This window comes from Pseudarthrobacter sp. GQ63 (genome assembly GCF_059758765.1).
Genome location: NZ_JCAXEF010000002.1, coordinates 492,536 through 514,886, shown reverse-complemented (window position 1 = coordinate 514,886; position 22,351 = coordinate 492,536). Strand labels below are relative to the sequence as shown.

Here is a 22,351-nt window from a genome sequence, read left to right as displayed (position 1 = left end):
GATCCGCCAATCCTCTCCGAGGCGCGGAACCAACCTGCCCAAAATGGGGGACTTCAACCTCACGGTGATCCTGGACGCCATCCGCAGGTCCTCCGGCGGCCTCAGCCGCGTAGAACTTGCCCAGATTGTGGGCCTGTCGCCGCAAACCATCTCCAACATCTCACGGCGCCTCCTGGACCAGAACCTGATCGTGGAAGCCGGCAAGGAAGGCAGCGGCCCGGGCAAGCCCCGCACCATCCTCCGGCTCAACCCTGGCGGTGTGTACGCCCTCGGCGTCCACCTCGATCCCGCGGTGACCACGTTCGTGGTCCTGGACCTCGTGGGATCGGTGGTGCGGCATTCCCGGATCAAAACCCCCGGCGGCAACGACCCCTCGGCGGTCATCACCACCATCGCGGCCGAGATCGACCAGTTGGTGGAGGATTCCGGCGTGGACCGGGAGCGGATCGCCGGCCTGGGAGTGGCCGCACCGGGCCCCATCGACCTGGACAACGGCACTGTGGTGGATCCGCCGCTGCTGCCCGGCTGGGACAGGGTGGAACTGCGCAGCGCCCTTTCCGAAGCCACCGGATACTCGGTCCTGGTGGACAAGGACGTCACCAGCGCGGCCGTAGCGGAAACCTGGGCGGGCGGCCCCAGCGGCTCCGGCAGTTTCATCTTCATGTACATGGGCACCGGCATAGGATGCGGCATTGTCCTCAATGACGAGGTGATCCGGGGAACCTCCGGAAATGCCGGCGAGATCGGCCACATCATTGTGGATCCTGACGGCGCCCCCTGTGATTGCGGCCTGCGCGGCTGCGTAAAATCCACCTGCATCCCGCAGGTGCTGGTATCCGAAGCGGAAGACGCCGGCATCCTGGACGGCTCCCGTTCAGGCAACAGCGGAGCGGACATCCAGCAGAGCTTTTCCCGGTTGTGCGACCTCGCGGACCAGGGTAACGAACAAGCCCTTGCCATCATCGACCGGTCCGCGGTACGCGTTGCCCGGGCGGTGGCCGTGGTGACCAACACGCTGGACGTTGAACGGGTGGTGTTCGGCGGGCCGTTCTGGAGCCGCCTGGCGGACCGCTACCTCGAGAAGATCCCGGCGCTGCTGGACGCCCACAGCGACACCCGGCTCATCCATCCCATCGAGGTTGTGGGCACCGGGGTGGGGGACGACGTCGGCGCCATCGGGGCGGCTTCCCTCGTCCTGGAACATACGCTGGCCCCGCGGGCGCAGCGGCTCCTCCTCGAGAGCTGACCCGGCGGGCTGTGCGCAGCGCCTTGCCTGCCGCAGGACGTCCATCTAGCATGTGCTTACTGTGCGGATTGGGGCCCGCCAAACAGGGCCGCCGCCATCGACCGAATGGAGCGCCATGCGTTGCCGGGCCCTGAAGACCATGTCCCTGATTGCCGCGGCAACGGTAGCCCTGGCCGCCTGCAGCCCGGGCGATCCCGGCGCTTCGTCCAAAACCCTGAAAGTGGCCTACCAGAAAACGGACTCCTTCACCGCCCTGGACACCATGCTCCAGGCCGCCAAGCAGGAGTTTGAGGCGGCGAACCAGGGAGTCACCGTTGAACTGCAGCCCATCCAGGCCAACGACGACGACTACGGGACAAAACTGGCCCTTGCCCTGCGCTCGCCATCCACGGCGCCCGACGTTTTTTACGAGGACACGTTCAAAGTCCGCTCCGACGTGGACGCCGGCTACCTGCTGAAGCTGGACAGCTACCTGGAGGGCTGGGAGGAATGGGACACGTTCGACGACGGCGCCAAGGCGGCAGGGCGTGCGGACGACGGCGGGACGTACGCAGTGCCCCTGGGCACCGACACCCGCGCCATCTGGTACAACCGGAAAGTCCTGGAAGCTGCCGGGGTCACCCTTCCCTGGGAGCCGCGCAGCTGGCAGGACATCCTGGACACGGCGAGGAAGATCAAGGCCAACGACCCCACCGTTGTCCCGTTCAACATGTACGCGGGCAAGGGAACAGGCGAGGGAACCGTCATGCAGAGCTTCTATGAGCTGCTGTACGGCACGGGATCCTCGCTCTATGACGAAGAGACCGGGAAATGGGTGGTGGGCTCGGCCGGCTTCCAGGACTCGCTGGCCTTCCTCAAGACCCTTTATGACGAACAGCTGGCCGTTTCTCCAGCCGAGGCCCTCGATGCCAACGTGTGGAAGAAAGTGTTCGGGGAATGGCTCCCCAACGCAAAGATGGGCGCCACGGTTGAAGGGTCCTACGCGCCGTCGTTCTGGCAGGATGGCGGAAGCTATGAGTGGCCGGGCTACGAACAGGAGATGGGCGTTGCCCCCTTCCCCACCCAGGACGGCCAGGCGCCGGGGGCTGTGAGCATGTCCGGCGGCTGGACGCTGGCGCTCGGGGCGGAGACCAAGGAGCCTGAGCTGGCGTTCAGCTTCCTGACAACTGCGCTCAACGAACAGAACTCCCTCAGCTTCACCGTGGAAAGCTCGCAGATCGCCGTCCGGAAAGACGTGGCCGCCGACCCCGGGTACCTTGACGCCAACCCGTTCGTCTTGGATGTCTCCGCCCTCGTTTCGGTGACGAAGTACCGCCCTGCAACTGCCGACTACCCCCGTATTTCCGCGGCTGTCCAGGAAGCCACCGAGGCGGTCATCACCGGCACCAGGTCGCCCCAGGAAGCGGCTGCGGACTATGACGCCGCCGTGGCGGACATCGTGGGTGCCGCCAAGACCGTCCGGAAGTAGCGGGTGCGGTCTCCAGCCACGGCACGGCAACTGCTCCGTTACCTTCCGGTCCTTCCTGCTGTCCTGCTCCTCCTTGTCTTCCTGGCGGGCCCCGTGCTCTGGGCCTTCCACGCATCCCTGACTGACGCCGGCCTTACCGGCCGCAGTGCCCGCAATCCCTCATGGGTGGGGCTGGAGAACTACCAGCGGCTGCTGACGGATCCCGTGTTCCCGCTCTCCGTCCTCCTCACGGTGGTGTTCGTGGCGGGTTCGGCGGTGCTCGGGCAGAACTTGCTGGGCCTCGCGCTGGCCGTGCTGATGCGGCGGGCACGGCCGCTGGTGTCCGCCGTCGTCGGCACCACCGTAGTGGCCGCCTGGGTGCTGCCGGAAATCGTGGCCGCCTTCGCCGCCTATGCGTACTTCAGTGGGGACGGGACCCTGAACCAGCTGCTGGGCGGCCTGGGACTTGTCCGGCAGGAGTGGCTGTACGCCTTTCCCATGGTGGCCGTGATGCTCGCCAACGTGTGGCGGGGGACAGCCTTTTCCATGCTGGTGTACCGGGCCGCATTGAATGAGGTTCCGGCGGAGGTGACCGAGGCGGCCCAGATGGATGGAGCCCACGGCTGGCAGCGGTTCGCGTTCATAACGTTGCCGATGATCCGGGGGAGCATCACCACCAACCTGATGCTGATCACGCTGCAGACCCTCGCCGTCTTTACGCTCGTCTGGGTGATGACGGCGGGCGGGCCCGCCAACGCCAGCACCACCCTGCCTGTCCTTGCCTACCAGGAGGCCTTCAAGTTCGGGGATATCGGGTACGGGACAGCCGTGGCTTCGGTGCTGATCCTGATCGGCGCCGTCTTTGGACTGGCATACGTGCGGCTGCTCCGGGAGCCCCGGCCATGACCGCCCCCGCCAGGACGCTGGGCAGCCTTCCGCTCCGGCCCGCCGCGCCCAGACGGCGCCACGCCAGCAGCACCCCGGCTGACCTGGTGCTGCTTCTGATCGGCGCCTGCTTTCTGCTGCCCCTGCTCTGGCTCATCCTGGCTTCGCTGGACGCCGAAGCCGGGCATGAGCTGAAGCTTCCGGACCGGGCCGGCCTGGGCAACTTCGCCGCAGTGCTGACGCCGGAGTTGCTGCTCCGGCCCTTATGGAACAGTGTGCTGCTGTCCGGGGGGACGGCCACGGTCACCGTTGTGGCCGCTGTACTGGCGGCCTACCCGCTGTCCCGCTACCGGTCCAGGTTCAACCGGCCCTTCATGTACACCGTCCTCTTTGGGACCTGCCTGCCCATCACGGCGATCATGGTCCCCGTGTATGGGCTCTTCGTCCAGCTTGAACTGCTTGACTCGATGACTGCCACCATCTTCTTTATGGCCACCACCACCTTGCCCATGGCCATCTGGATGACCCGGAACTTCATGGAGGGCGTGCCGGTGTCGCTGGAAGAAGCAGCCTGGGTGGATGGTGCATCGCGGATGACGGCACTGCGGACCATTGTCCTGCCGCTGATGAAGCAGGGGCTGGGGGTGGTGTTCATTTTTGTGTTCATCCAGGCCTGGGGAAACTTCTTCGTCCCATTCGTGCTGCTCCTCTCGGAGGCACGGCAGCCCGCGGCGGTGTCCATCTTCAGCTTCTTCGGACAGCATGGTGCAGTGGCCTACGGCCAGCTGGCCGCATTCTCCATTCTGTATTCGCTGCCGGTGCTGGTTCTCTACGTCATCGTGGCGAGGGGCGGCAGCGGTTCCTTTGCCCTGTCCGGAGCGGTGCGGGGCTGAACGGGCTTTGCTGCCGCAGCCGGACGGGCAGGAGGAACGGTTTCAGTCGATGTCCTCCAGGACCACACCGAACGGAAGGGTCTCGTCGAGGTGGGCCTGGTGGCCGGTGGCACCCGGGTTGTACGTGACCCGTACTCCATGAAGCTTGTCCGCAGCGGACTGCTGCAGGACGGGCTTGACGGTGCTGATGAACATCTCGCTTTTGTCGGCGAGAAACTCCTTGTAACTGGCTGGAAGCTCGCTCATGGCAAAAGGATAGACCTGGCAACGGCTGATGGGGAGGGGTCCCCATTGTCCAAAATGCCGGAGCGGTCTTGGATAGGATGGCGGGCGGAGTGCAGCCGGCCGGCAGCCACGCCCAGTTCAGCCACCAGGGGGAAAATCCAGTGCTTTCGACCAGTGCGTCCGCGAGAATCGAACCCTCGGAACTGGCCCGGGCACAGCAGGTGGCGGCGAATATTGCCGGCAGCTTTGACGCGAAGGTTGTGGGGCAGGCCCGGCTGCGTGAATCGCTGCTGGTGGGACTGCTGACCGGCGGGCATATCCTCCTGGAAAGCGTCCCGGGCCTTGCCAAGACCACGGCCGCGCAGGCCGTTGCAGAGGCAGTGAGCGCCGACTTCCGGCGGATCCAGTGCACCCCGGACCTGCTGCCCAGCGACATTGTGGGAACCCAGATCTACGATGCCGCCAACGGCACGTTCGTCACGCAGCTGGGACCGGTCCACGCCAACATTGTGCTCCTGGACGAAATCAACCGTTCCAGCGCCAAAACGCAGAGCGCCATGCTTGAGGCAATGCAGGAACGCCAGACCTCCATTGGCGGCCAGGAGTACCGGCTGCCCTCGCCCTTCCTGGTCCTGGCCACCCAGAACCCCATCGAGCAGGAAGGCACCTACCAGCTGCCGGAAGCCCAGATGGACCGTTTCATGCTCAAGGACGTGCTGGACTATCCGTCCCCCGCGGAGGAAGCCGAGATCATCCGGCGCATCGATGCCGGGGTGTACACGCCGGAGCAGGTGCCCGCCGCCGCCGCCTCCCTGGAGGCCGTCACCGCCGCCCAGGAACTGGTCCGGCATGTCTACATCGATCCCGCCGTCATCAATTACATCGTGGGGCTGGTCTTCGTCACCAGGAACGCCCACCAGTACATCGACTCCCGGCTGGCCGGCTTCATCGAGTTCGGCGCGAGCCCCCGGGCCAGCATCGCCTTCAGCCAGGCCGCCCGTGCAGTGGCACTGCTGAACGGCAGGGACCACGTCATTCCCGAGGACGTCAAAACGCTGGCCCACCGGGTGCTGCGCCACCGCCTGATCCTGAACTTCGACGCAGTGGCGGAACAAGTGCGGGTGGAAACGGTGATTGACGCCGTCGTCGCTGCCGTCCAGACGCCCTGAGGCCCTGCATGACCAGCCTCCTCCAGCGGGTGAAGTCGGACATGGCCATCTTCGCCCACCGCAAAGCCCGCGGCATGCTTGACGGCGAGTACGGCTCGGTGTTCCGCGGCCGCAGCCTGGACTTCGATGACCTCCGCGCCTACATCCCGGGGGACGAGGTCCGCGACATTGACTGGAAGGCATCCGCACGGCACGGTTCACCGCTGATCAGGCGCTACGTGGCGGTCCGCCGGCAGACAGTGCTCCTGGTCACCGACACGGGCCGCAACATGGCCGCTGCGGCCCGCAGCGGAGAAACAAAAAAGGACATCGCGGTGATGGCCCTGGGCGTTATGGGGTACCTTGCCCACCGGCACGGCGACGTGGTGGGGCTGGTGTCCGGCGATTCCGCGGGCACGACGGCGTTGCCCGCCAAGGGCGGCGAGGCCCACCTTGAACGCCTCCTCCGGCGGGTGGATTCTGCGGCAACACTGGACGCCGCGCCCAGCAGGATCGAGGTCCAGTTGGACCACGTTGCGCGGACCATCAAAGGCCGCAACCTGCTGTTCGTCGTCGCCGATGAACTGGCGGCAAGCCCGGCCACCAGTCAGCTGCTCCGCCGCCTCCAGGCCCAGCACGAGATCCTCTGGCTCACCGTCCGGGACGCCGGGCTCGTCCCGGACGAACCCCTCCTGCCGCCGGACCAGGTTCCGGACTCCTACAGCGTCTCCGGCTCCTACCCGCTCCTTGCACACCTCGCCCGGGACCCGGCCGTTGCCTCCGCCTATGCCACCGCCGTCGCCGAACGCGACACCGGCCGGAAAGCCATGCTGCGCCAGGCCGGCATCACGGAGGGCGAAGTGGCGTGCAGCCGGGACGTGGTGACCGCGCTGTTCGCTCTCCTGGAAAGGCACCGTCGTGCAGGCTGACTCCGGGTTCTACGGCCCCCTGCAGTATGGCCCGGAATGGATGTGGGCCGGCGTGGCGCTGCTGGTCCTGGTGGCCGCCTGGTATGTCTTTGTGCTGGCAGCTACACGGAGGCCGCGGGAAGCGCACGCCGTCCACCGTCCTGCCCGCCTGACGGACCTGGCAGCACTCAAAGCCGCGTACCTGCAGCGGATCGACGATGTGGAACGGGACGCCGCCGCCGGAACGCGGAGTGCCCGCGGCTCGCACCAGGAAATCAGCCTCCTGCTGAGGAAATTCGTCCGCGACGCCACCGGAGTGGACGCGCCCCGCATGACGCAGTCGGACCTGGCCGGGCATCCCCTTCCCGCGGCTGCGGCCGCCGTCGGTGCGCTGTACCCGGCCGCGTTCGGCCCCGACCCCGTTCCTTCCGTAGCCTCGTCCGCTGCCGCAGCCCGAAGGGCGGTGCAGGCATGGAACTGATGTGGTGGTGGCTGCTTCCCCCCGCCGCGGTGGCGGCAGGCGCAGCCTGGTGGGTCGCCAGGCGGACAGACAGCACAGCCAACGCACGACGACGGCCGGTGGCGCATGCGGACCGGCTCACCCTCCTCCCGGAATACCAGGCCGCGCTGCGGCGGCACCGCCGCTGGCTTGCGGTCGCCCTGATCGCCTGCGCCGCGTTGCTCGCCTCCACGGCGGTGGCAGCAGCCCGGCCCGTCGGGGTGACAACCACGCGGCCCGAACAGCACAACCGGGACATCATGCTGTGCCTGGACACCTCGGGTTCCATGAGCAGTGCCGACGCCGCGGTGGTGGATGTCTTCGCCGAACTCGCCGCGGAGTTCGATGGAGAACGGATCGGCCTCACCATCTTTGACAGCACGGCCATCCAGGTATTTCCGCTGACCGACGACTACCACTACGCCCGGGAGCAGTTGGAGCTGGCCCGGGACGCGTTCGACGGCGAGCCCGGCAGTTCCGGATTCCTGGACGGAACGTGGAGCGGCCGGGGCTCCTCCCTGATCGGGGACGGCCTGGCATCCTGCCTCAACAGCTTCCCGCGCACCGCCGGCCAGCCGCAGCGTTCGCGGTCCGTGGTCCTGGCGACGGACAACTTCCTCTCCGGGGAGCCCATCATGACCCTTGGCGAAGCCGCAGGCCTCGCAAGAGCCAGGGCGGTGCACGTCTACGCGCTCAATCCGGGGGACCTCGACTACGGCGCCGGCCCGGACCAGCCAGGGGCGCAGTTGCGGGCCGCGGCAGAGTCCACCGGCGGGGCCTACTATGCGCTGGACAACCCCGAGGCCGTGCCGGGAGTGGTGCGGGGCGTCGAGAAAACGGAGAAAACAGCGCTCCGCGGCGCCCCGCGGGCTGTCGTCTCCGATGAGCCGGGCCTTCCGTTGGCCGCTGCCCTCCTGTCCGGACTGGTCCTCGCGGTTGCCGGCTGGCGGTTGCGGCCATGACCCTCCAGCCGGTGCTGCCCTGGTGGCTGCTTCTTCCCCTCATCGCTGCCGCCGTGGCCGTCCTGGTATGGCAGCTCCGCAGGCCTGGGAACAGCCGGCATCAGCGCGGAAGGGCGGGCCGCCGCGCCGGGGTCCGGCACGCCATGCTGGTCCTGTTGCTGGTGGGGGCTTCGCTGCGCCCGGGGCTGCCGGGAGGAACGGCCCAGGCGGCAACGGCCGACCTGAACGTGTTCTTCGTGGTGGACACCACCACCAGCATGGTGGCGGAGGACTACGGCAACGCGGAACCACGGATGGCGGGGGTACGGAAGGACATCGCGGCCATCGCCGAAGAATTGCCGGGTGCCCGGTTCTCGGTCATCACCTTCGACACCGCGGCCCACATCCGGATGCCCCTGACCACCGACACGCTGGCGCTGGATACCATCACGTCCGTCCTCGAGCCTCAGGTGACCGCCTATGCCAAGGGAAGCAGCATCACGGCGGCCCGCGAGGTGCTTTCCGAACGCCTGAGCCTTGCCAGGCAGAGCCACCCCGGGCGGCCCCGGCTTGTGTTCTACCTCGGCGACGGCGAACAGACCAGCGCAAAAGCTCCGGTGCCGATGGATCTCGAGAACGGCCTGGTGGCCGGGGGAGCGGTGCTGGGCTACGGCACTGCGGGCGGTGGCAGGATGCGGGAGAACACCGGGGAGGAGTACGACGACGGGTCCACACCAGGTGGTGACGCCCCCTATCTCCGGGACAGCAGCGGTGACGGCGCCGGGTATGCACTTTCTAGGATTGATGGTGGCCGGCTCCAGCAGATCGCGGGGCAACTGGGCGTCCCCTACGTACACCGGTCAGCCGGGGACCCCGCCGCGCCGATGCTGCAGGACGCCCGCCCCGCCGCCTTGGACGCCGGCGCCCTCACCAACGCCGGCCAGGACGGCTCCCTGGCCGCACGGACCGAGCTTTACTGGATCCCGGCAGCAGGCGCCTTTGTCCTGGGCCTTTGGGAGCTGGTCCTGCTCCTTCGGCAGTCCCGCGAACTCCGCAGCATTCCGTTGGCCCCTTCTTCACGCGCCGCTTCTGCACGCGCCGCTCCGGGTGCTGCCGGGCGCTCCGGCGTCCAAAAATCCAGCGCTGGCAAGGGGGTTATCCGGTGACGTCCGCCAGGCATGGCATGGACCGGCGGACGGCAAGGCGGCGCCTCCTGGCCTGGTCGGCCATACCCGTGATCCTCATGGTCTGTGTTGCGGCCAAACTCCTGAGCCTTGGCCTGCTGGGAGCACGGGCTGCCGGCGCCTATGAAGCGAACGACGCCGCATCGGTCCGGTCCGCGGCGGAAGCACTCCACGTCGTGAACCTCATCGAGCCGCACAAGGCGCCCCTCGCGGCCGGGGGCGCCGACGTCCTTGCAGGGGACTTCGCAGCCGCCCGGCTCCGGTTCGAGGAAGCGCTGGCACTCGTCCCTCCACGGCAATCCGGATCAGCCGAGGCCTGTGTCATCAGGGTGAACCTCGTCCTGGCCATTGAGCGGCTGGGCGACGAAAAGCTCGGTGCGGAGGACCCGGCAGCGGCCGCCGTCCTGTTCGAGGAGGCGCTCGCCGCCGTCGCGGCGGCGCCGGACGACTGTTTTTCCGAACACCTTCCGGCGGATACGGGGGACAGGCTGGCCGGAGCGGAAGTGCGGTTGCAGGAGAAACTCGCTGACACCCGCCAGGAGCAGGAGCAGGAGCAGGTGCAGGACCAGGAGCCGGCCCAGGAAACCGGGCCGGAGGAAAGCCCCGGCGAGGGCAGCGAGGATTCCGCGCAGCAACGCAAGCTCGAACAACTGGAAGACAGTGCCCGGCAGGCCCAGCGTGAGCGCAACAGCGGCCGCGAAAGGGAGGACTACCTGGACGGCTCCGGCGACTCTGCCGGCACCAGCCGGCCGTGGTAGCGTACCGGCGCGAAACAAAATTCCGTGGGGACGAGCTGCAGGCCGTAAAACTGCGTCTTAATTCGGGAGCCAACTTGAAAGCGGTACCTGTCCCTCATAGAGTCTTATACAAGTTACCGAGGTAACGTGTCAGCGATCCTCCTTCTGGAGGGTGTGGGTGCCCCCATGTGGGCCTGACATTTGCTCACGGAGAACTTCAATCCAGGCGTAACAGTCGCGGCTGCGTCCTGTGGAGTTCTTCCGTGTTCCCCAAACTCAAATTCATTGCCGGTCCGCCGTCGCATTCGACGGCAGCCCCCAATGGCCCAAAGCCAAGGATGCAAATGTCTCCACCAAGCCTTATTGACACACACCCGAATCTCTCCGACACCGCTCCGGTGGCGCTCTCCTACGAGCTGTTCCCGCCCCGGTCGCCGGCAGCCGCGGAAACCCTCTGGACCACCATCCGGGAACTCGAAACCACCGCACCTGACTACGTGTCCGTCACCTATGGTGCGAGCGGCTCAAACCGGGACACCGCCGTCGAACTCATCAACCGGCTCCTGCTGGAAACCACCCTCCGGCCGCTGGCGCACCTGACGTGCGTCGGCAACACGCCCCAGGAACTGGCGGGAATCATCGGTGAACTGCTGGACACCGGGGTGCGCGGGATACTGGCGCTCCGCGGCGACCTGCCCAAGGACGGCGCGGCGCCGGTTGCCGGTTCGCTCCGGTACGCCCAGGACCTGATCGAGCTGATCCGCCGCGTCGAGCAGCGCCGTTCGGCACTGCTCTGCGCCGGAAAGATCGCGGTAGGCGTGGCGGCGTACCCCACCCGCCACCCGGAGTCGCCCAGCGAGGAGCACGACGTCGAGGTGCTGCTTGCCAAGCAGCGTTCCGGCGCGGACTTCGCCATCACGCAGGTCTTCTTCCACACTGACCAGTACGCGGACCTCCTCATCAGGGCACGCCGTGCAGGGGTCACCATCCCGATCATCCCTGGAGTCATGCCCCTCACCAGCCTCCGGCGCGTCAGGCGCCTCGGCGAACTGACCGGCGTGGAGCCCGCTCCCGAGCTGCTGGAGCGCCTGGCCTCAGCGGACAATGACATCGAACGCCTCCGCATTGGTGTCGATGCCACGGTGGACCTTGCCAACGCAGCCCTGCAGGCCGGCGCACCCGGCATCCACATCTACACCTTCAATGAGCACCAGAGTGCCTTGGAGCTGCTGGACAAGCTGGCCCTTCCGCGGCGTACGCATTCCGGCATCCGCCCGGATGCAGCTGCCCGCCAGCTCGCCAGCTGACGCACGCCTTCCTGCACTGAATCTTTCCGCCCACGGCGGACCTGTACCCAACTCTTAGGATTTCCCATGTCTAAAAACACCACGCCCAACTACACTCCGTTCCCGGCTGCATCCCTCCTGGGCTACCCGCGCATCGGCCGCCGCCGCGAGCTCAAGAAGGCCGTCGAAGCCTACTGGGCAGGAAAGATCGACGCGGCCGCTCTGGACTCCGCCGCCAAGGACATCCAGCTGGCCATCGCCAAGCGCCTGCAGGAACGCGGCCTCACCGAACCGGCCGCAGTGCCGGGCACCTTCTCCTACTACGACCAGGTCCTGGACACCACCGCCCACCTCGGCGCTGTCCCCGCCCGTTTCGGCAAGCTCCTCAATGACAAGGGCCAGCTGGACATTGACGGCTACTTCACCCTGGCCCGCGGCACCAGGGACCAGCAGCCGCTCGAAATGACCAAGTGGTTCGACACCAACTACCACTACCTGGTCCCGGAGATCGGCCCGGAGACCGAGTTCACCCTCGCCTCCACCGCCAAGGTTGACGAGTTCGCGTTCGCACTGGCCAACGGCGTCGAGACCCGCCCGTACATCGTGGGCCCCGTCACCTACTTGCTCCTGTCCAAGGCGTCGGACGGCGCCCCCGCCGGGTTCGCGCCGCTGTCCCGCCTCGAGGACATCCTGCCCGTCTACGTCCAGCTCGTGGAGAAGCTCTCCGCCGCGGGTGCCAGCTGGGTCCAGCTCGACGAGCCCGCCCTGGTGGTGGACCAGGACACCCCGGCCGGCGAGGTCGAGGCCGCCGTGGCCCGCGCCTACGAGGTCCTCTCCTCGGCGGCCAACCGCCCGCAGATCCTCGTCTCAACACCGTACGGATCGCTGGACGGCCAGCTCGGCACCCTCGCCGCCACCAACATCGACGCCCTCCACATCGATGTCTTCAAGGGCACTGTTCCCTCCGCCGCGGCACTCGCAGGCCTGGGCAACAAGACCCTGGTTGCCGGCGTCGTGGACGGCCACAACATCTGGCGCAACGACCTCGCCGCATCGGCCGCCAAGCTGGACGCACTGAAGGCAGCAGCCGGCAAGGTTGCCGTCTCCACCTCCACCTCCACCCAGCACGTCCCGCACGATGTTGCCGAGGAAACCCAGCTCTCCGAGCAGCTCCGCAGCTGGCTGGCGTTCTCGGACCAGAAGGCCGTCGAGGTGAAGACCCTCGCGTCCTACCTGGCCGATCCCGCCTCCGCCCGGGCGGCCATCGATGAGGCAACGGCCGTCATCGCCTCCCGGGCCACCGCGGAAGGCGTGCGCCGCTCCGACGTCCGTGCACGCACCGAGGCGCTGACCGCAGCCGACTTCACCCGCTCAGCCTACGAAGTCCGCGAAGCCGCCCAGGAAGAAGCGCTGCACCTGCCGCCGCTGCCCACCACCACCATCGGCTCCTTCCCCCAGACCTCCGAGATCAGGTCGGCGCGCGCCCGCAACAACAAGGGCGACCTCACCGACGGGCAGTACGAAAAGCTCATGAAGGACGAGATCAAGCGGGTTGTCCAGCTGCAGGAAGAGCTTGGCTACGACGTCCTGGTGCACGGCGAGCCCGAGCGCAACGACATGGTCCAGTACTTCGCCGAGAACCTGGAGGGCTTCGACGTCACCGTCCACGGCTGGGTCCAGTCCTACGGATCCCGCTGCACCCGTCCGTCCATCCTGTGGGGCGACGTCACCCGCAGTGCGCCCATCACGGTTGAGTGGGCCAAGTACGCGCAGTCCCTGACCAGCAAGCCGATGAAGGGCATGCTCACCGGTCCGGTCACCATCCTGGCCTGGTCCTTCGTCCGCGACGACCAGCCCCTGGGCGAGACCGCCAACCAGGTGGGCCTGGCCCTGCGTGATGAAATCGCAGACCTCGAAGCTGCCGGCATCAAGGTCATCCAGGTGGACGAGCCTGCACTGCGCGAACTCCTTCCGCTGCGCAAGGCTGACCACGCCGGCTACCTGAAGTGGTCCGTGGACTCCTTCCGCCTGGCCACCGCCGGTGCTGCCGACGCCACCCAGATCCACACCCACCTCTGCTACTCCGAGTTCGGCGTGATCATCGACGCGATCGACGGACTGGATGCGGACGTCACGTCCATCGAGGCCGCCAGGTCCCGCATGGAGGTTGTCCACGACCTCGAGTCCCACGGCTTCGGCCGCGGCGTTGGCCCGGGCGTCTACGACATCCACTCACCGCGTGTCCCGGGTGAGGCGGAGGTGACCGAACTGCTGGCCACCGCCGTCAAGCACGTACCCTCCCGCCAGCTGTGGGTGAACCCGGACTGCGGCCTGAAGACCCGCGGCTACGCCGAGACCGAGGATTCCCTGCGGAACCTGGTCAAGGCAACCCAGGCGGTCCGCGCCAACCTGCTGGAAGCGGCCAAATAGCCAACACCAATAGTTACGACGGCGGTCGGTAACCTGGGAATCTCAGGTGACCGGCCGCCGTCGTTCCTTAAGCAGAGTTCAGGACTCCCAGACGATCTCGTCGTCCACCACGCCGTCCTCGTCGGCTGACGCCACCAGCACCTCATCGGTGAAGTGCTCGCCCAGGGTGAAGTCCAGGACGAAGTAGCGCTCGGGCTGGCCGGGATAGATGCCCACGTGGCCAAGCTTCAGGGCTTTGAGGAAGACTTCGTTGGTGAGCTGGCTGCGGTCGGTCACGCCGAAGACTTTTTGCAGGTGTTCGTCCTTGAGGGCGTTGCAGTGGAAGTGCAGGTATTCCTGGGGGCTGGTGCCTTCCTGCTCCAGCTCCTCGGCGATCATGTCCCGGACCTCGTCCACGAGTTCGGGCAGGAACCGCAGGCGGTAGTCCACCTTCCGGAGGGCGGCTTCATCGAAGTGGTCGTGCGCCGTGATGTTGAGGTCGAGTTCCAGCGGATGCCCGCGAAGCTCGTGCTTCGCGGCCACTAAGTGATCCTTGCCGTGGTTGAGTTCGATCTCTCCAAAGTGCCGGCTCGCTACCTTGCTCATAGTTTCAACATAGACCTGAACAGCGGAGCATTCCAGCATTCAGGCCTAATTCACGGCCGTGCGCATTCCGGCAAGCGTCTCGGCCAGGAGGTCCACGAAGAGCTGGACCCGCGCGGTTTTCCTGTCATTGATGATGAGTGCAAAGACGTTCCTGGCCAGCCGGATCTCCGGAACGTCCAGCACCACAACGCCGGCCGGCTTGTTCCGCAGCGCGAGTTCCGGAACCAGGGCCGCCCCCAGTCCTGCGGCCGCCATCTCCAGGCTGGCGTGGAAATCGTCGCTGTGGGCCACCACGCGCGGGTGCAGGTTGCAACCGGCGAAGAGCCGCTCTATCACCATGGCGTCGCTGGTTCCCGGATGGTGCATGATCCACGGCATTTCGGAGAGGTGGTCGGCGGCAACCTTTGCGTCACTGCGGAAGCCCCAGCCGGCGGGCAGCACCACCCGGAAGTCGTCGTCGCCGATCCATTGCCGGTTGATGGTATTGGGCCACGCGAAGCCCGTCTGCCCCACCTGGAAAACCACGGCGAGGTCCAATTCGCCGCCGGTGCGCAGCCCCTGGATGGTCTGCCCGGGTTCAGCGACGGACACTTTAAGGTCGATTCCCAGGTTCTTCCACGCCGGGTTCTTCAGGATCCGCGGCAGGACGTACGTGGCCAGGCTGGGAAAGATCCCCAGCCGCAGTTCCTGGTTGGCCGAGTCCTGGGTCTTGGAGGCGGCAGCCATCAGCGCCTCGATGTCCGTGAGTACCTTGGCGGCGTGCCGGGTCATGACGACGGCGGCTTCCGTAGGCACCACGCTGCGTGCCGAGCGCTGGAACAGGACGACGCCGGTGTCCCGTTCCAGGGCGGACATCTGTTGGGAGACGGCTGATGCCGTGTAGCCCAACGTGGCGGCCGCGGCCGCAAAGGAGCCGAGCCGGGTGACCTCCAGGAGGGTCTTCAGGTGTACCGGGTTTACCACCTGCCCACAGTACTCCGCCGTCCCGCCCCGAAGAAGTTCAGCGCGCGGCACCCATCCGTTGCCGCGGCGGTGCCGAATTGCCCTCTAACATTGGCAAATGTCCAGCAGAGGAGCATGCATTGTCACCTGACCCAGCAGTAACCGGAGGCGGGCGACGGCGGGTGGCCGTCATCGGCAGCGGCGTGGCCGGCCTGACCGCAGCCTACGTCCTCAACAGGCAGGACGACGTCACGCTGTTCGAAGCGGATTCCCGGCTGGGAGGTCACGCGCACACGCACGACATGCCGCAGGCGGACGGCTCCACCATCGGCGTGGATACCGGCTTCATTGTCCACAACACGCGGACCTATCCCACGCTGCTGCGGCTCTTTGCGGAACTCGGGGTGGAGACGCAGGACTCCGAGATGAGCATGTCCATCCGGTGTGACGGCTGCGGGCTGGAATATGCAGGCGCCCGCGAGGGCGGACGCGGAATCATCGCCCGTCCCTCAAGCCTGCTGCGTGGCCGCTACCTGTTGATGCTGCTGGAAGTGACCCGCTTCTACCGCAAGGCGCGGGCGCTGCTGGAGACGGCACCGGTTTCCCCGGCCACCTCGGATCTCGAGGTTCCCGAACCCACCCTCGGCGAGTTCCTGGAACGCGAGAAGTTCAGCCCCTACTTTGTTTCGCACTTCATGACCCCGGTGGTCAGTGCCGTGTGGTCCTGCGACCCCACCACCGCGCTGGCCTACCCGGCACGGTACCTTTTCACCTTCCTGGGCCATCACGGCCTGCTGGGCGTCAAGGGCTCCCCGCAGTGGCGTACCGTCACCGGCGGTTCCGCCAGGTACGTCGAAAAACTGGCCGCCACGCTGACGGACGTCCGGCTCAACACCCCCGTGACCGCCATCCGGCGCCATCCCGACGGCGTGCAGATCACCACTGCACACGGGCAGGAAGACTTCACCGCCGTCGTCATCGCCACCCACCCGGCCCAGGCACTGGGGTTCCTCGCCGACGCCACCCCGGCAGAGAAGGAGGCACTGGGCGGCATGCCCTACTCGGTCAACCACACAGTCTTCCACCAGGACCCGGCCGTCCTGCCCTCCGCGGACAACGCCAGGGCGTCCTGGAACTACCGCCTGCCCTCCTGCGAAGCCCGGCCGGACAAAGTCCTTGTCAGCTACGACCTCACCCGGCTGCAGCGGCTCAGCCCGGCGGACAGCAAGCCGTACCTCGTGAGCCTGGGGGAATCGGAGCTGATCGCGGAGGACCGGGTCCTGGAGCGGATGGTGTACGAGCACCCGCAGTACACGCCTGAATCGCTGCGGGCCCAGCAGGCGATCGCCGGGCTCAGCGACAACAGGATCGCGTACGCCGGCGCCTACCTGGGCTGGGGATTCCATGAGGACGGCGCACTCTCCGGGGTGCGGGCGGCCGCGGCGCTGGGCCGCTCCTGGCTGGCCGCCCAGGCTGCTGACCGGGCTGATTCCCGGGACGGCGGGGAACGGGAGCTGCTTTCCGCGGCTGAGCCGGCATGACCATTGAGGCAGCGATCTACCGCACAGCCATTTCGCATGTGCGCCGCACGCCGGTGAAGAACGCGTTCACGTACCGCAGCTACTCCTGGTTCGTGGACGTGGACCACCTGCCCCGCCTTCCGTTCATGCTCCGGCCGCTCGCCGTTTTCCGGTCCGGTGACCATCTGGGGGACCCCGGGTCCAGCATCCGGAGCAACGTGGAGCGGTTCCTGCGCACCCAGGGCATGGAGCCCGACGGCGGCGCGATCCACATGCTGACCAGCGCCAGGGTTTTCGGCTATGTTTTCAACCCCCTCACGCTGTTCTGGTGCTACCGGACCAGCGGCGAACTTGAGTGCGTGGTGGCCGAAGTCCACAACACCTACGGGGAGCGCCACTGCTACCTGCTGCTGACGGACGCGGCGGGGCGTGCTTCGGTGCCGAAGGCGTTTTACGTGTCACCGTTCAACGATGTGGACGGGCAGTACCGCATGAAGCTGCCCGCACCGGGGGAGAAGCTGGGGGTGTCCATCGTGCTGGAGCGCGAGGGCCACCGGCCTTTCGTGGCCTCGATGGACGGCACGCGCCGGCCCGCCACGGTCCGGAACATCCTGGCGGCGGCCGTTGCCGTGCCCGCCGCGCCACTTCTGGTTTCCGCACTCATCAGGGTGCAGGGCATTACACTCTGGGCAAGACGCCTGCCGGTCGTCGCCCGACCACACCACCCCTCACAGGAGGCAGTTCAATGACAATGACGGACGACAACCAGGCAACTGCATCCGCCGAAGGCAAGGCGCAGCGCAGGACTCTCGAGGATGCTCCCACGCCCTACGCCGCGGCCTGGACCGCAACGGGGGTGCCGGCCTCTCCAGCCACCATCGATCCGGACCTGTGGCCGGAAGTTGCGCAGCCGCCGTCGGGCGCCAAAGCCGCGGTGGCCGGCAAGGCCGCCGGCCTCCTCTTCAAGGGGGCGGTCAAGCGGCTGCCCCTCCGCGTGGAGTACCCCAACGGCACCGTGCTGGGCACGGGCGGCCCGGACGCGCCGGTGATGACCATGGTGCGGCCGGAGGCGTTTGAAGCCCGGATCGGCGACAACGGACTGATCGGACTGGGCGAGTCCTTCATGGCGGGGGACTGGGAAGCCAGCGACCTCGCAGGAGTCCTGGAGGTCTTTGCCGCGTCGGTGGACACGCTCATTCCCACGCCGCTGCAGAAGCTGCGCGCGCTGTACCTGCCGCGAACGCCCCGGCAGGAACGGAACGCCGAGCAGAACACGCGCAGCAACATCTCGCGGCACTACGACCTGTCCAACGAGCTGTTCTCCAACTTCCTCGACTCCACCATGAGCTACTCGTCGGCCCTGTTTCCGCTGACCTCGGGGCCCCTGGCTTCCGTCGGCTGGGAGGCGCTGGCGGAAGCGCAGCAGGCGAAGATCGACAGGCTGCTGGACAAGGCCGGCGTCGGGGCAGGCACCAGGCTCCTGGAAATCGGCACCGGCTGGGGTGAGCTGGCACTGCGGGCAGCGGCCCGCGGCGCCACCGTCTACAGCGTCACCCTTTCCAGTGAACAGCAGGCCCTTGCACAGGAACGCATTGCGGCTGCCGGCTACGCGGACAAGGTCACCGTGGCCCTGCAGGACTACCGGGCCGTTGAGGGCGAATACGACGCCGTGGTCTCGGTGGAGATGATCGAGGCCGTGGGGTACGAGTACTGGCCCATCTACTTCCAGACCATCGACCGGGTGCTGGCACCCGGCGGGAAGGTGGCCATCCAGGCGATCACCATGCCGCATGGCCGCATGCTCGCCACCCGGAACGCCTACACCTGGGTCCACAAGTACATTTTCCCCGGCGGCTTCCTTCCCTCTGTCCGCGCCATCGAGGGCGTCACCCAGCAGCACACCACCCTGCGGGTGCGTGAACGGATGGGCATGGGGGACCACTACGCCGCCACCCTGCGGCTGTGGGAGGAACGGTTCCTTTCGCGCTCGCAGGAGGTAGAGGAGCTGGGCTTCGATTCGGTCTTCCAGCGGATGTGGCTGTTCTACCTGTGCTACTCGCGGGCAGGCTTCCAGTCCGGCTACCTGGACGTGCAGCAGGTTGTCCTGGACCGCCGGGAGGTGCAGCTCTAGCCGCTGCGGCCGGGCGGCTGCCGCCGCCGTGCGTTTCATCACCATGAGGGGTTCCGAAGGTCACGTCGGGGCCCCTTTTTGGTGTCCCGTGCGGCTGCCCGGGGCTGCGCGACACGCCGCCGTTTCCCCGACACGCTGGGGGAAAATTGTGGCTAAGTACTCCACAGGGTGTGGACTCCGTCTCCAAAAACAGCGGGATTCCGGACATTTTGGGGGTACCTGCCTGTGGATTAAAAGTGCATTAAATGACATACTTGTAATACATCATCTTGGGGTTCCAAAGAGGCGTCTGCACTAGATGTAGTATCTAGGTACAGCTTGGGCGGGGACACCGGACCAGCAAGTTTTCCAGAAAAGGGGACAGGAACCATGACCGTAACGGTTTACACAAAGCCTGCTTGTGTTCAGTGCAACGCCACCTACCGGGCGCTCGACAAAAAGGGCATCACCTACCAGAGCGTTGACATCTCCCAGGACGCCGAGGCCCTCGAGCGCCTGAAGTCACTGGGCTACATGCAGGCCCCCGTTGTGGTCACGGACCAGGACCACTGGTCAGGTTTCCGCCCGGACAAGATCGAGGAACTGGCTCTCTCCGCCGTTTCCTCTGTGGCATAGGGACTCTTTCCCTGCCGGCAATCAACAACCAGCCGAGGTGACTTCAACGGCAGCACCAGCAGTCCAGAATTTCCACGCGGCTCAGCGTGTGGATTCTTCCGGGCCGGTCCCGCCGGTAGTCACCGGCAGCCGGCTCATCTACTTTTCCTCGGCATCCGAGAACACCAGCCGCTTTGTCTCGAAGCTTGGCCGTGAGGTGGCCCGGATCCCGCTCTTAGCCAAGGAAGCCCCCCTCCTCGCCACCCGGCCGTTCGTGCTGGTGGTGCCCACCTATGGAGGCACCGGGGGAGAGGGTTCTGTTCCCAAGCAGGTCATCCGGTTCCTGAACAACCCGCAGAACAGGGAACTACTGCGCGGAGTCATTGGGGCCGGCAACACCAACTTCGGGGACAACTACTGCATGGCGGGGGACATCATCGCCGCCAAGTGCGGAGTGCCGCACCTCTACCGCTTCGAATTAATGGGCACGCCAGAAGACGTGGCCCGCGTAAACAATGGATTGGACACGTTTTGGACACGACTGTCGCAGACACAGAAGTAACCAGGGCCAAGAAGCCCGAGATGCCCGCAGCGTACAAGGGCCTGGGCTACCACGAGCTCAACGCGATGCTGAACCTGTACGGCCCCAACGGCGAGATCCAGTTCGAGGCCGACCGTGAGGCTGCGCACCAGTACTTCCTGCAGCACGTCAACAACAACACCGTGTTCTTCCATGACCTGGAAGAGAAGCTCGAGTACCTGGTCAAGAACGACTACTACGAGCGTGAAACCCTGGACCAGTACACGATGAACTTCATCCGTGAGCTGTTCAACCGCGCCTACAAGAAGAAGTTCCGCTTCGAAACCTTCCTGGGCGCGTTCAAGTTCTACACGTCCTACACGCTGAAGACGTTCGACGGCAAGCGTTTCCTGGAGCGCTACGAGGACCGCGTCTGCATGGTTGCCCTGCACCTGGCCCGCGGCAACGAGCAGCTTGCCCTGCAGATGGTGGATGAGATCATCGAGGGCCGCTTCCAGCCGGCCACACCCACCTTCCTGAACGCCGGCAAGAAGCAGCGCGGCGAGCTGGTCTCCTGCTTCCTGCTCCGCATCGAAGACAACATGGAGTCGATCGGCCGCTCCATCAACTCCGCCCTGCAGCTGTCCAAGCGCGGCGGCGGCGTGGCCTTCGCGCTGACCAACATCCGCGAGGTGGGCGCACCCATCAAGCAGATCGAGAACCAGTCCTCCGGCGTCATCCCCGTGATGAAGCTCCTCGAAGACAGCTTCTCCTACGCCAACCAGCTCGGTGCCCGCCAGGGTGCGGGAGCTGTGTACCTGCACGCCCACCACCCGGACATCTACCGGTTCCTGGACACCAAGCGCGAGAACGCGGACGAGAAGATCCGCATCAAGACCCTCTCGCTCGGCGTCGTCATCCCGGACATCACGTTCGAGCTGGCCAAGAGGGACGAGGACATGTACCTGTTCTCCCCGTACGACGTCGAACGCGTCTACGGCATGCCGTTCTCCGACGTCTCGGTCACCGAGAAGTACTACGAGATGGTGGACGACTCCCGGATCAAGAAGACCAAGATCAAGGCGCGCGAGTTCTTCCAGACCCTCGCCGAGATCCAGTTCGAATCCGGCTATCCGTACATCATGTTCGAGGACACCGTGAACCGGGCCAACCCGATCGACGGCAAGATCATCATGTCCAACCTGTGCTCCGAGATCCTCCAGGTCTCCCAGCCCACCACGTACAACGATGACCTGTCCTACGACGACACCGGCAAGGACATCTCCTGCAACCTGGGCTCGCTGAACATCGCGAAGACCATGGACAGCCCGGACTTCGGCCTGACCATCGAGACTGCCATCCGGTCCCTCTCGGCGGTGTCCGACATGTCCAACATCACCTCGGTGCCGTCCATCGCCAAGGGCAACGACCAGAGCCACGCCATCGGCCTGGGCCAGATGAACCTCCACGGCTACCTGGCCCGTGAGCGGGTGCACTACGGTTCCGACGAGGGCCTGGATTTCACCAACATCTACTTCTACTCGGTGGTGTACCACGCCGTCCGCGCGTCCAACCTGCTGGCCATCGAGACCGGCCAGACCTTCGGCGGCTTCGAGAAGTCCAAGTACGCCTCCGGCGAGTTCTTCGACAAGTACACGGAGCAGGAATGGGTGCCGCAGACCGAGAAGGTTGCGGAGCTGTTCAAGAACGTGCACATCCCCACGCAGGCTGACTGGCTGGCGCTGAAGGCCTCGGTCATGGAGCACGGCATCTACAACCAGAACCTGCAGGCTGTTCCGCCCACCGGCTCGATCTCCTACATCAACAACTCCACCTCCTCGATCCACCCGGTGGCGTCCAAGATCGAGATCCGCAAGGAAGGCAAGCTGGGCCGCGTGTACTACCCGGCGCCGTACCTCACCAACGACAACCTGGAGTACTACCAGGACGCGTACGAGATCGGCTACGAGAAGGTCATCGACACCTACGCCGCTGCAACGCAGCACGTGGACCAGGGCCTGTCCCTGACGCTGTTCTTCAAGGACACCGCCACCACGCGCGACATCAACAAGGCCCAGATCTACGCCTGGAAGAAGGGCATCAAGACCATTTACTACATCCGTCTCCGCCAGCTCGCGCTGGAAGGGACCGAGGTTGAGGGCTGCGTCAGCTGCATGCTGTAGCTTCAACCAACGCGACAGTACGACGGCGGGCGCCCGCCCGCCGTCGT

Annotated in this window: 21 protein-coding genes; 18 read left to right on the top strand and 3 right to left on the bottom strand. The window is 66.2% G+C overall.

Annotated features, from left to right (window positions below):
* Positions 1 to 43 precede the first annotated feature (43 nt).
* The 4 genes from AC6CHP_RS06855 (at position 44) to AC6CHP_RS06840 (ending at position 4,471) form a co-directional block, all read left to right on the top strand.
* The gene (locus AC6CHP_RS06855) at positions 44 to 1,246 is read left to right on the top strand and encodes an ROK family transcriptional regulator (protein ID WP_498228850.1); all 1,203 of its coding nucleotides are present in this window, start codon (positions 44 to 46) and stop codon (positions 1,244 to 1,246) included.
* Between the two features lie 115 nt (positions 1,247 to 1,361).
* The gene (locus tag AC6CHP_RS06850) at positions 1,362 to 2,714 is read left to right on the top strand and encodes an extracellular solute-binding protein (protein WP_498228744.1); all 1,353 of its coding nucleotides are present in this window, start codon (positions 1,362 to 1,364) and stop codon (positions 2,712 to 2,714) included.
* A gap of 3 nt (positions 2,715 to 2,717) precedes the next feature.
* The gene (locus AC6CHP_RS06845) at positions 2,718 to 3,599 is read left to right on the top strand and encodes a carbohydrate ABC transporter permease (RefSeq protein WP_377194489.1); all 882 of its coding nucleotides are present in this window, start codon (positions 2,718 to 2,720) and stop codon (positions 3,597 to 3,599) included.
* Positions 3,596 to 4,471 carry a carbohydrate ABC transporter permease gene (locus AC6CHP_RS06840; RefSeq protein WP_188729351.1) on the top strand — a complete coding sequence of 292 codons (876 nt, stop codon included), beginning with the start codon at positions 3,596 to 3,598 and terminating at the stop codon, positions 4,469 to 4,471. Before AC6CHP_RS06845 ends, AC6CHP_RS06840 begins: the two co-directional genes overlap by 4 nt.
* A 42-nt stretch (positions 4,472 to 4,513) precedes the next feature.
* Here AC6CHP_RS06840 and AC6CHP_RS06835 read toward each other — a convergent pair whose 3' ends face one another.
* Entirely contained in the window at positions 4,514 to 4,717 is a 204-nt protein-coding gene (locus tag AC6CHP_RS06835) for a hypothetical protein (RefSeq protein ID WP_188729352.1), read from the bottom strand.
* A gap of 140 nt (positions 4,718 to 4,857) precedes the next feature.
* Here AC6CHP_RS06835 and AC6CHP_RS06830 point away from each other — a divergent pair, with 140 nt between their 5' ends.
* From AC6CHP_RS06830 to metE, 8 genes are all read left to right on the top strand, one after another.
* Positions 4,858 to 5,865 (top strand): AAA family ATPase, encoded by a 1,008-nt coding sequence (locus tag AC6CHP_RS06830; protein ID WP_498228741.1) that lies wholly within the window; start codon positions 4,858 to 4,860, stop codon positions 5,863 to 5,865.
* 8 nt (positions 5,866 to 5,873) lie between these two features.
* The gene (locus AC6CHP_RS06825; RefSeq protein ID WP_498228739.1) at positions 5,874 to 6,773 is read left to right on the top strand and encodes a DUF58 domain-containing protein; all 900 of its coding nucleotides are present in this window, start codon (positions 5,874 to 5,876) and stop codon (positions 6,771 to 6,773) included.
* A complete protein-coding gene (locus AC6CHP_RS06820; RefSeq protein WP_498228737.1) occupies positions 6,763 to 7,233 on the top strand; it encodes a hypothetical protein in 471 nt (156 codons plus the stop codon). The genes AC6CHP_RS06825 and AC6CHP_RS06820 overlap by 11 nt, the downstream gene beginning before the upstream one ends.
* Positions 7,224 to 8,213: a vWA domain-containing protein gene (locus tag AC6CHP_RS06815; protein ID WP_498228736.1), complete on the top strand. Its 990-nt coding sequence runs from the start codon at positions 7,224 to 7,226 to the stop codon at positions 8,211 to 8,213. The genes AC6CHP_RS06820 and AC6CHP_RS06815 overlap by 10 nt, the downstream gene beginning before the upstream one ends.
* Entirely contained in the window at positions 8,210 to 9,358 is a 1,149-nt protein-coding gene (locus tag AC6CHP_RS06810) for a VWA domain-containing protein (protein WP_498228734.1), read from the top strand. The genes AC6CHP_RS06815 and AC6CHP_RS06810 overlap by 4 nt, the downstream gene beginning before the upstream one ends.
* Positions 9,355 to 10,134, top strand: a complete 780-nt coding sequence (locus tag AC6CHP_RS06805) for a hypothetical protein (protein WP_498228732.1) — start codon at positions 9,355 to 9,357, stop codon at positions 10,132 to 10,134. The genes AC6CHP_RS06810 and AC6CHP_RS06805 overlap by 4 nt, the downstream gene beginning before the upstream one ends.
* 323 nt (positions 10,135 to 10,457) lie before the next feature.
* A complete protein-coding gene (locus AC6CHP_RS06800) occupies positions 10,458 to 11,420 on the top strand; it encodes a methylenetetrahydrofolate reductase (RefSeq protein ID WP_498228730.1) in 963 nt (320 codons plus the stop codon).
* A gap of 66 nt (positions 11,421 to 11,486) precedes the next feature.
* Positions 11,487 to 13,829: a 5-methyltetrahydropteroyltriglutamate--homocysteine S-methyltransferase gene (gene metE / locus AC6CHP_RS06795; protein ID WP_498228728.1), complete on the top strand. Its 2,343-nt coding sequence runs from the start codon at positions 11,487 to 11,489 to the stop codon at positions 13,827 to 13,829.
* Positions 13,830 to 13,907: 78 nt separating this feature from the next.
* Here metE and AC6CHP_RS06790 read toward each other — a convergent pair whose 3' ends face one another.
* Entirely contained in the window at positions 13,908 to 14,414 is a 507-nt protein-coding gene (locus AC6CHP_RS06790) for a DUF2004 domain-containing protein (protein WP_104186131.1), read from the bottom strand.
* A gap of 45 nt (positions 14,415 to 14,459) precedes the next feature.
* Positions 14,460 to 15,377: a LysR family transcriptional regulator gene (locus tag AC6CHP_RS06785; RefSeq protein WP_104186045.1), complete on the bottom strand. Its 918-nt coding sequence runs from the start codon at positions 15,375 to 15,377 to the stop codon at positions 14,460 to 14,462.
* Between the two features lie 119 nt (positions 15,378 to 15,496).
* Between AC6CHP_RS06785 and AC6CHP_RS06780 the strand changes: the two genes are divergently transcribed.
* The 6 genes from AC6CHP_RS06780 (at position 15,497) to nrdE (ending at position 22,304) form a co-directional block, all read left to right on the top strand.
* Positions 15,497 to 16,897 carry an NAD(P)/FAD-dependent oxidoreductase gene (locus AC6CHP_RS06780; RefSeq protein WP_498228725.1) on the top strand — a complete coding sequence of 467 codons (1,401 nt, stop codon included), beginning with the start codon at positions 15,497 to 15,499 and terminating at the stop codon, positions 16,895 to 16,897.
* On the top strand, positions 16,894 to 17,625 hold the full coding sequence (locus tag AC6CHP_RS06775; RefSeq protein ID WP_498228723.1) for a DUF1365 domain-containing protein: 732 nt from the start codon (positions 16,894 to 16,896) through the stop codon (positions 17,623 to 17,625). The genes AC6CHP_RS06780 and AC6CHP_RS06775 overlap by 4 nt, the downstream gene beginning before the upstream one ends.
* Positions 17,622 to 19,007 carry a class I SAM-dependent methyltransferase gene (locus AC6CHP_RS06770; RefSeq protein WP_498228721.1) on the top strand — a complete coding sequence of 462 codons (1,386 nt, stop codon included), beginning with the start codon at positions 17,622 to 17,624 and terminating at the stop codon, positions 19,005 to 19,007. Before AC6CHP_RS06775 ends, AC6CHP_RS06770 begins: the two co-directional genes overlap by 4 nt.
* A gap of 369 nt (positions 19,008 to 19,376) precedes the next feature.
* Positions 19,377 to 19,622, top strand: a complete 246-nt coding sequence (gene nrdH / locus AC6CHP_RS06765) for a glutaredoxin-like protein NrdH (RefSeq protein WP_066276552.1) — start codon at positions 19,377 to 19,379, stop codon at positions 19,620 to 19,622.
* Positions 19,623 to 19,710: 88 nt separating this feature from the next.
* Positions 19,711 to 20,163: a class Ib ribonucleoside-diphosphate reductase assembly flavoprotein NrdI gene (gene nrdI, locus AC6CHP_RS06760; RefSeq protein WP_174180307.1), complete on the top strand. Its 453-nt coding sequence runs from the start codon at positions 19,711 to 19,713 to the stop codon at positions 20,161 to 20,163.
* 20 nt (positions 20,164 to 20,183) lie between these two features.
* Entirely contained in the window at positions 20,184 to 22,304 is a 2,121-nt protein-coding gene (gene nrdE, locus AC6CHP_RS06755) for a class 1b ribonucleoside-diphosphate reductase subunit alpha (protein ID WP_498228719.1), read from the top strand.
* The last annotated feature ends 47 nt before the right edge of the window (positions 22,305 to 22,351 follow it).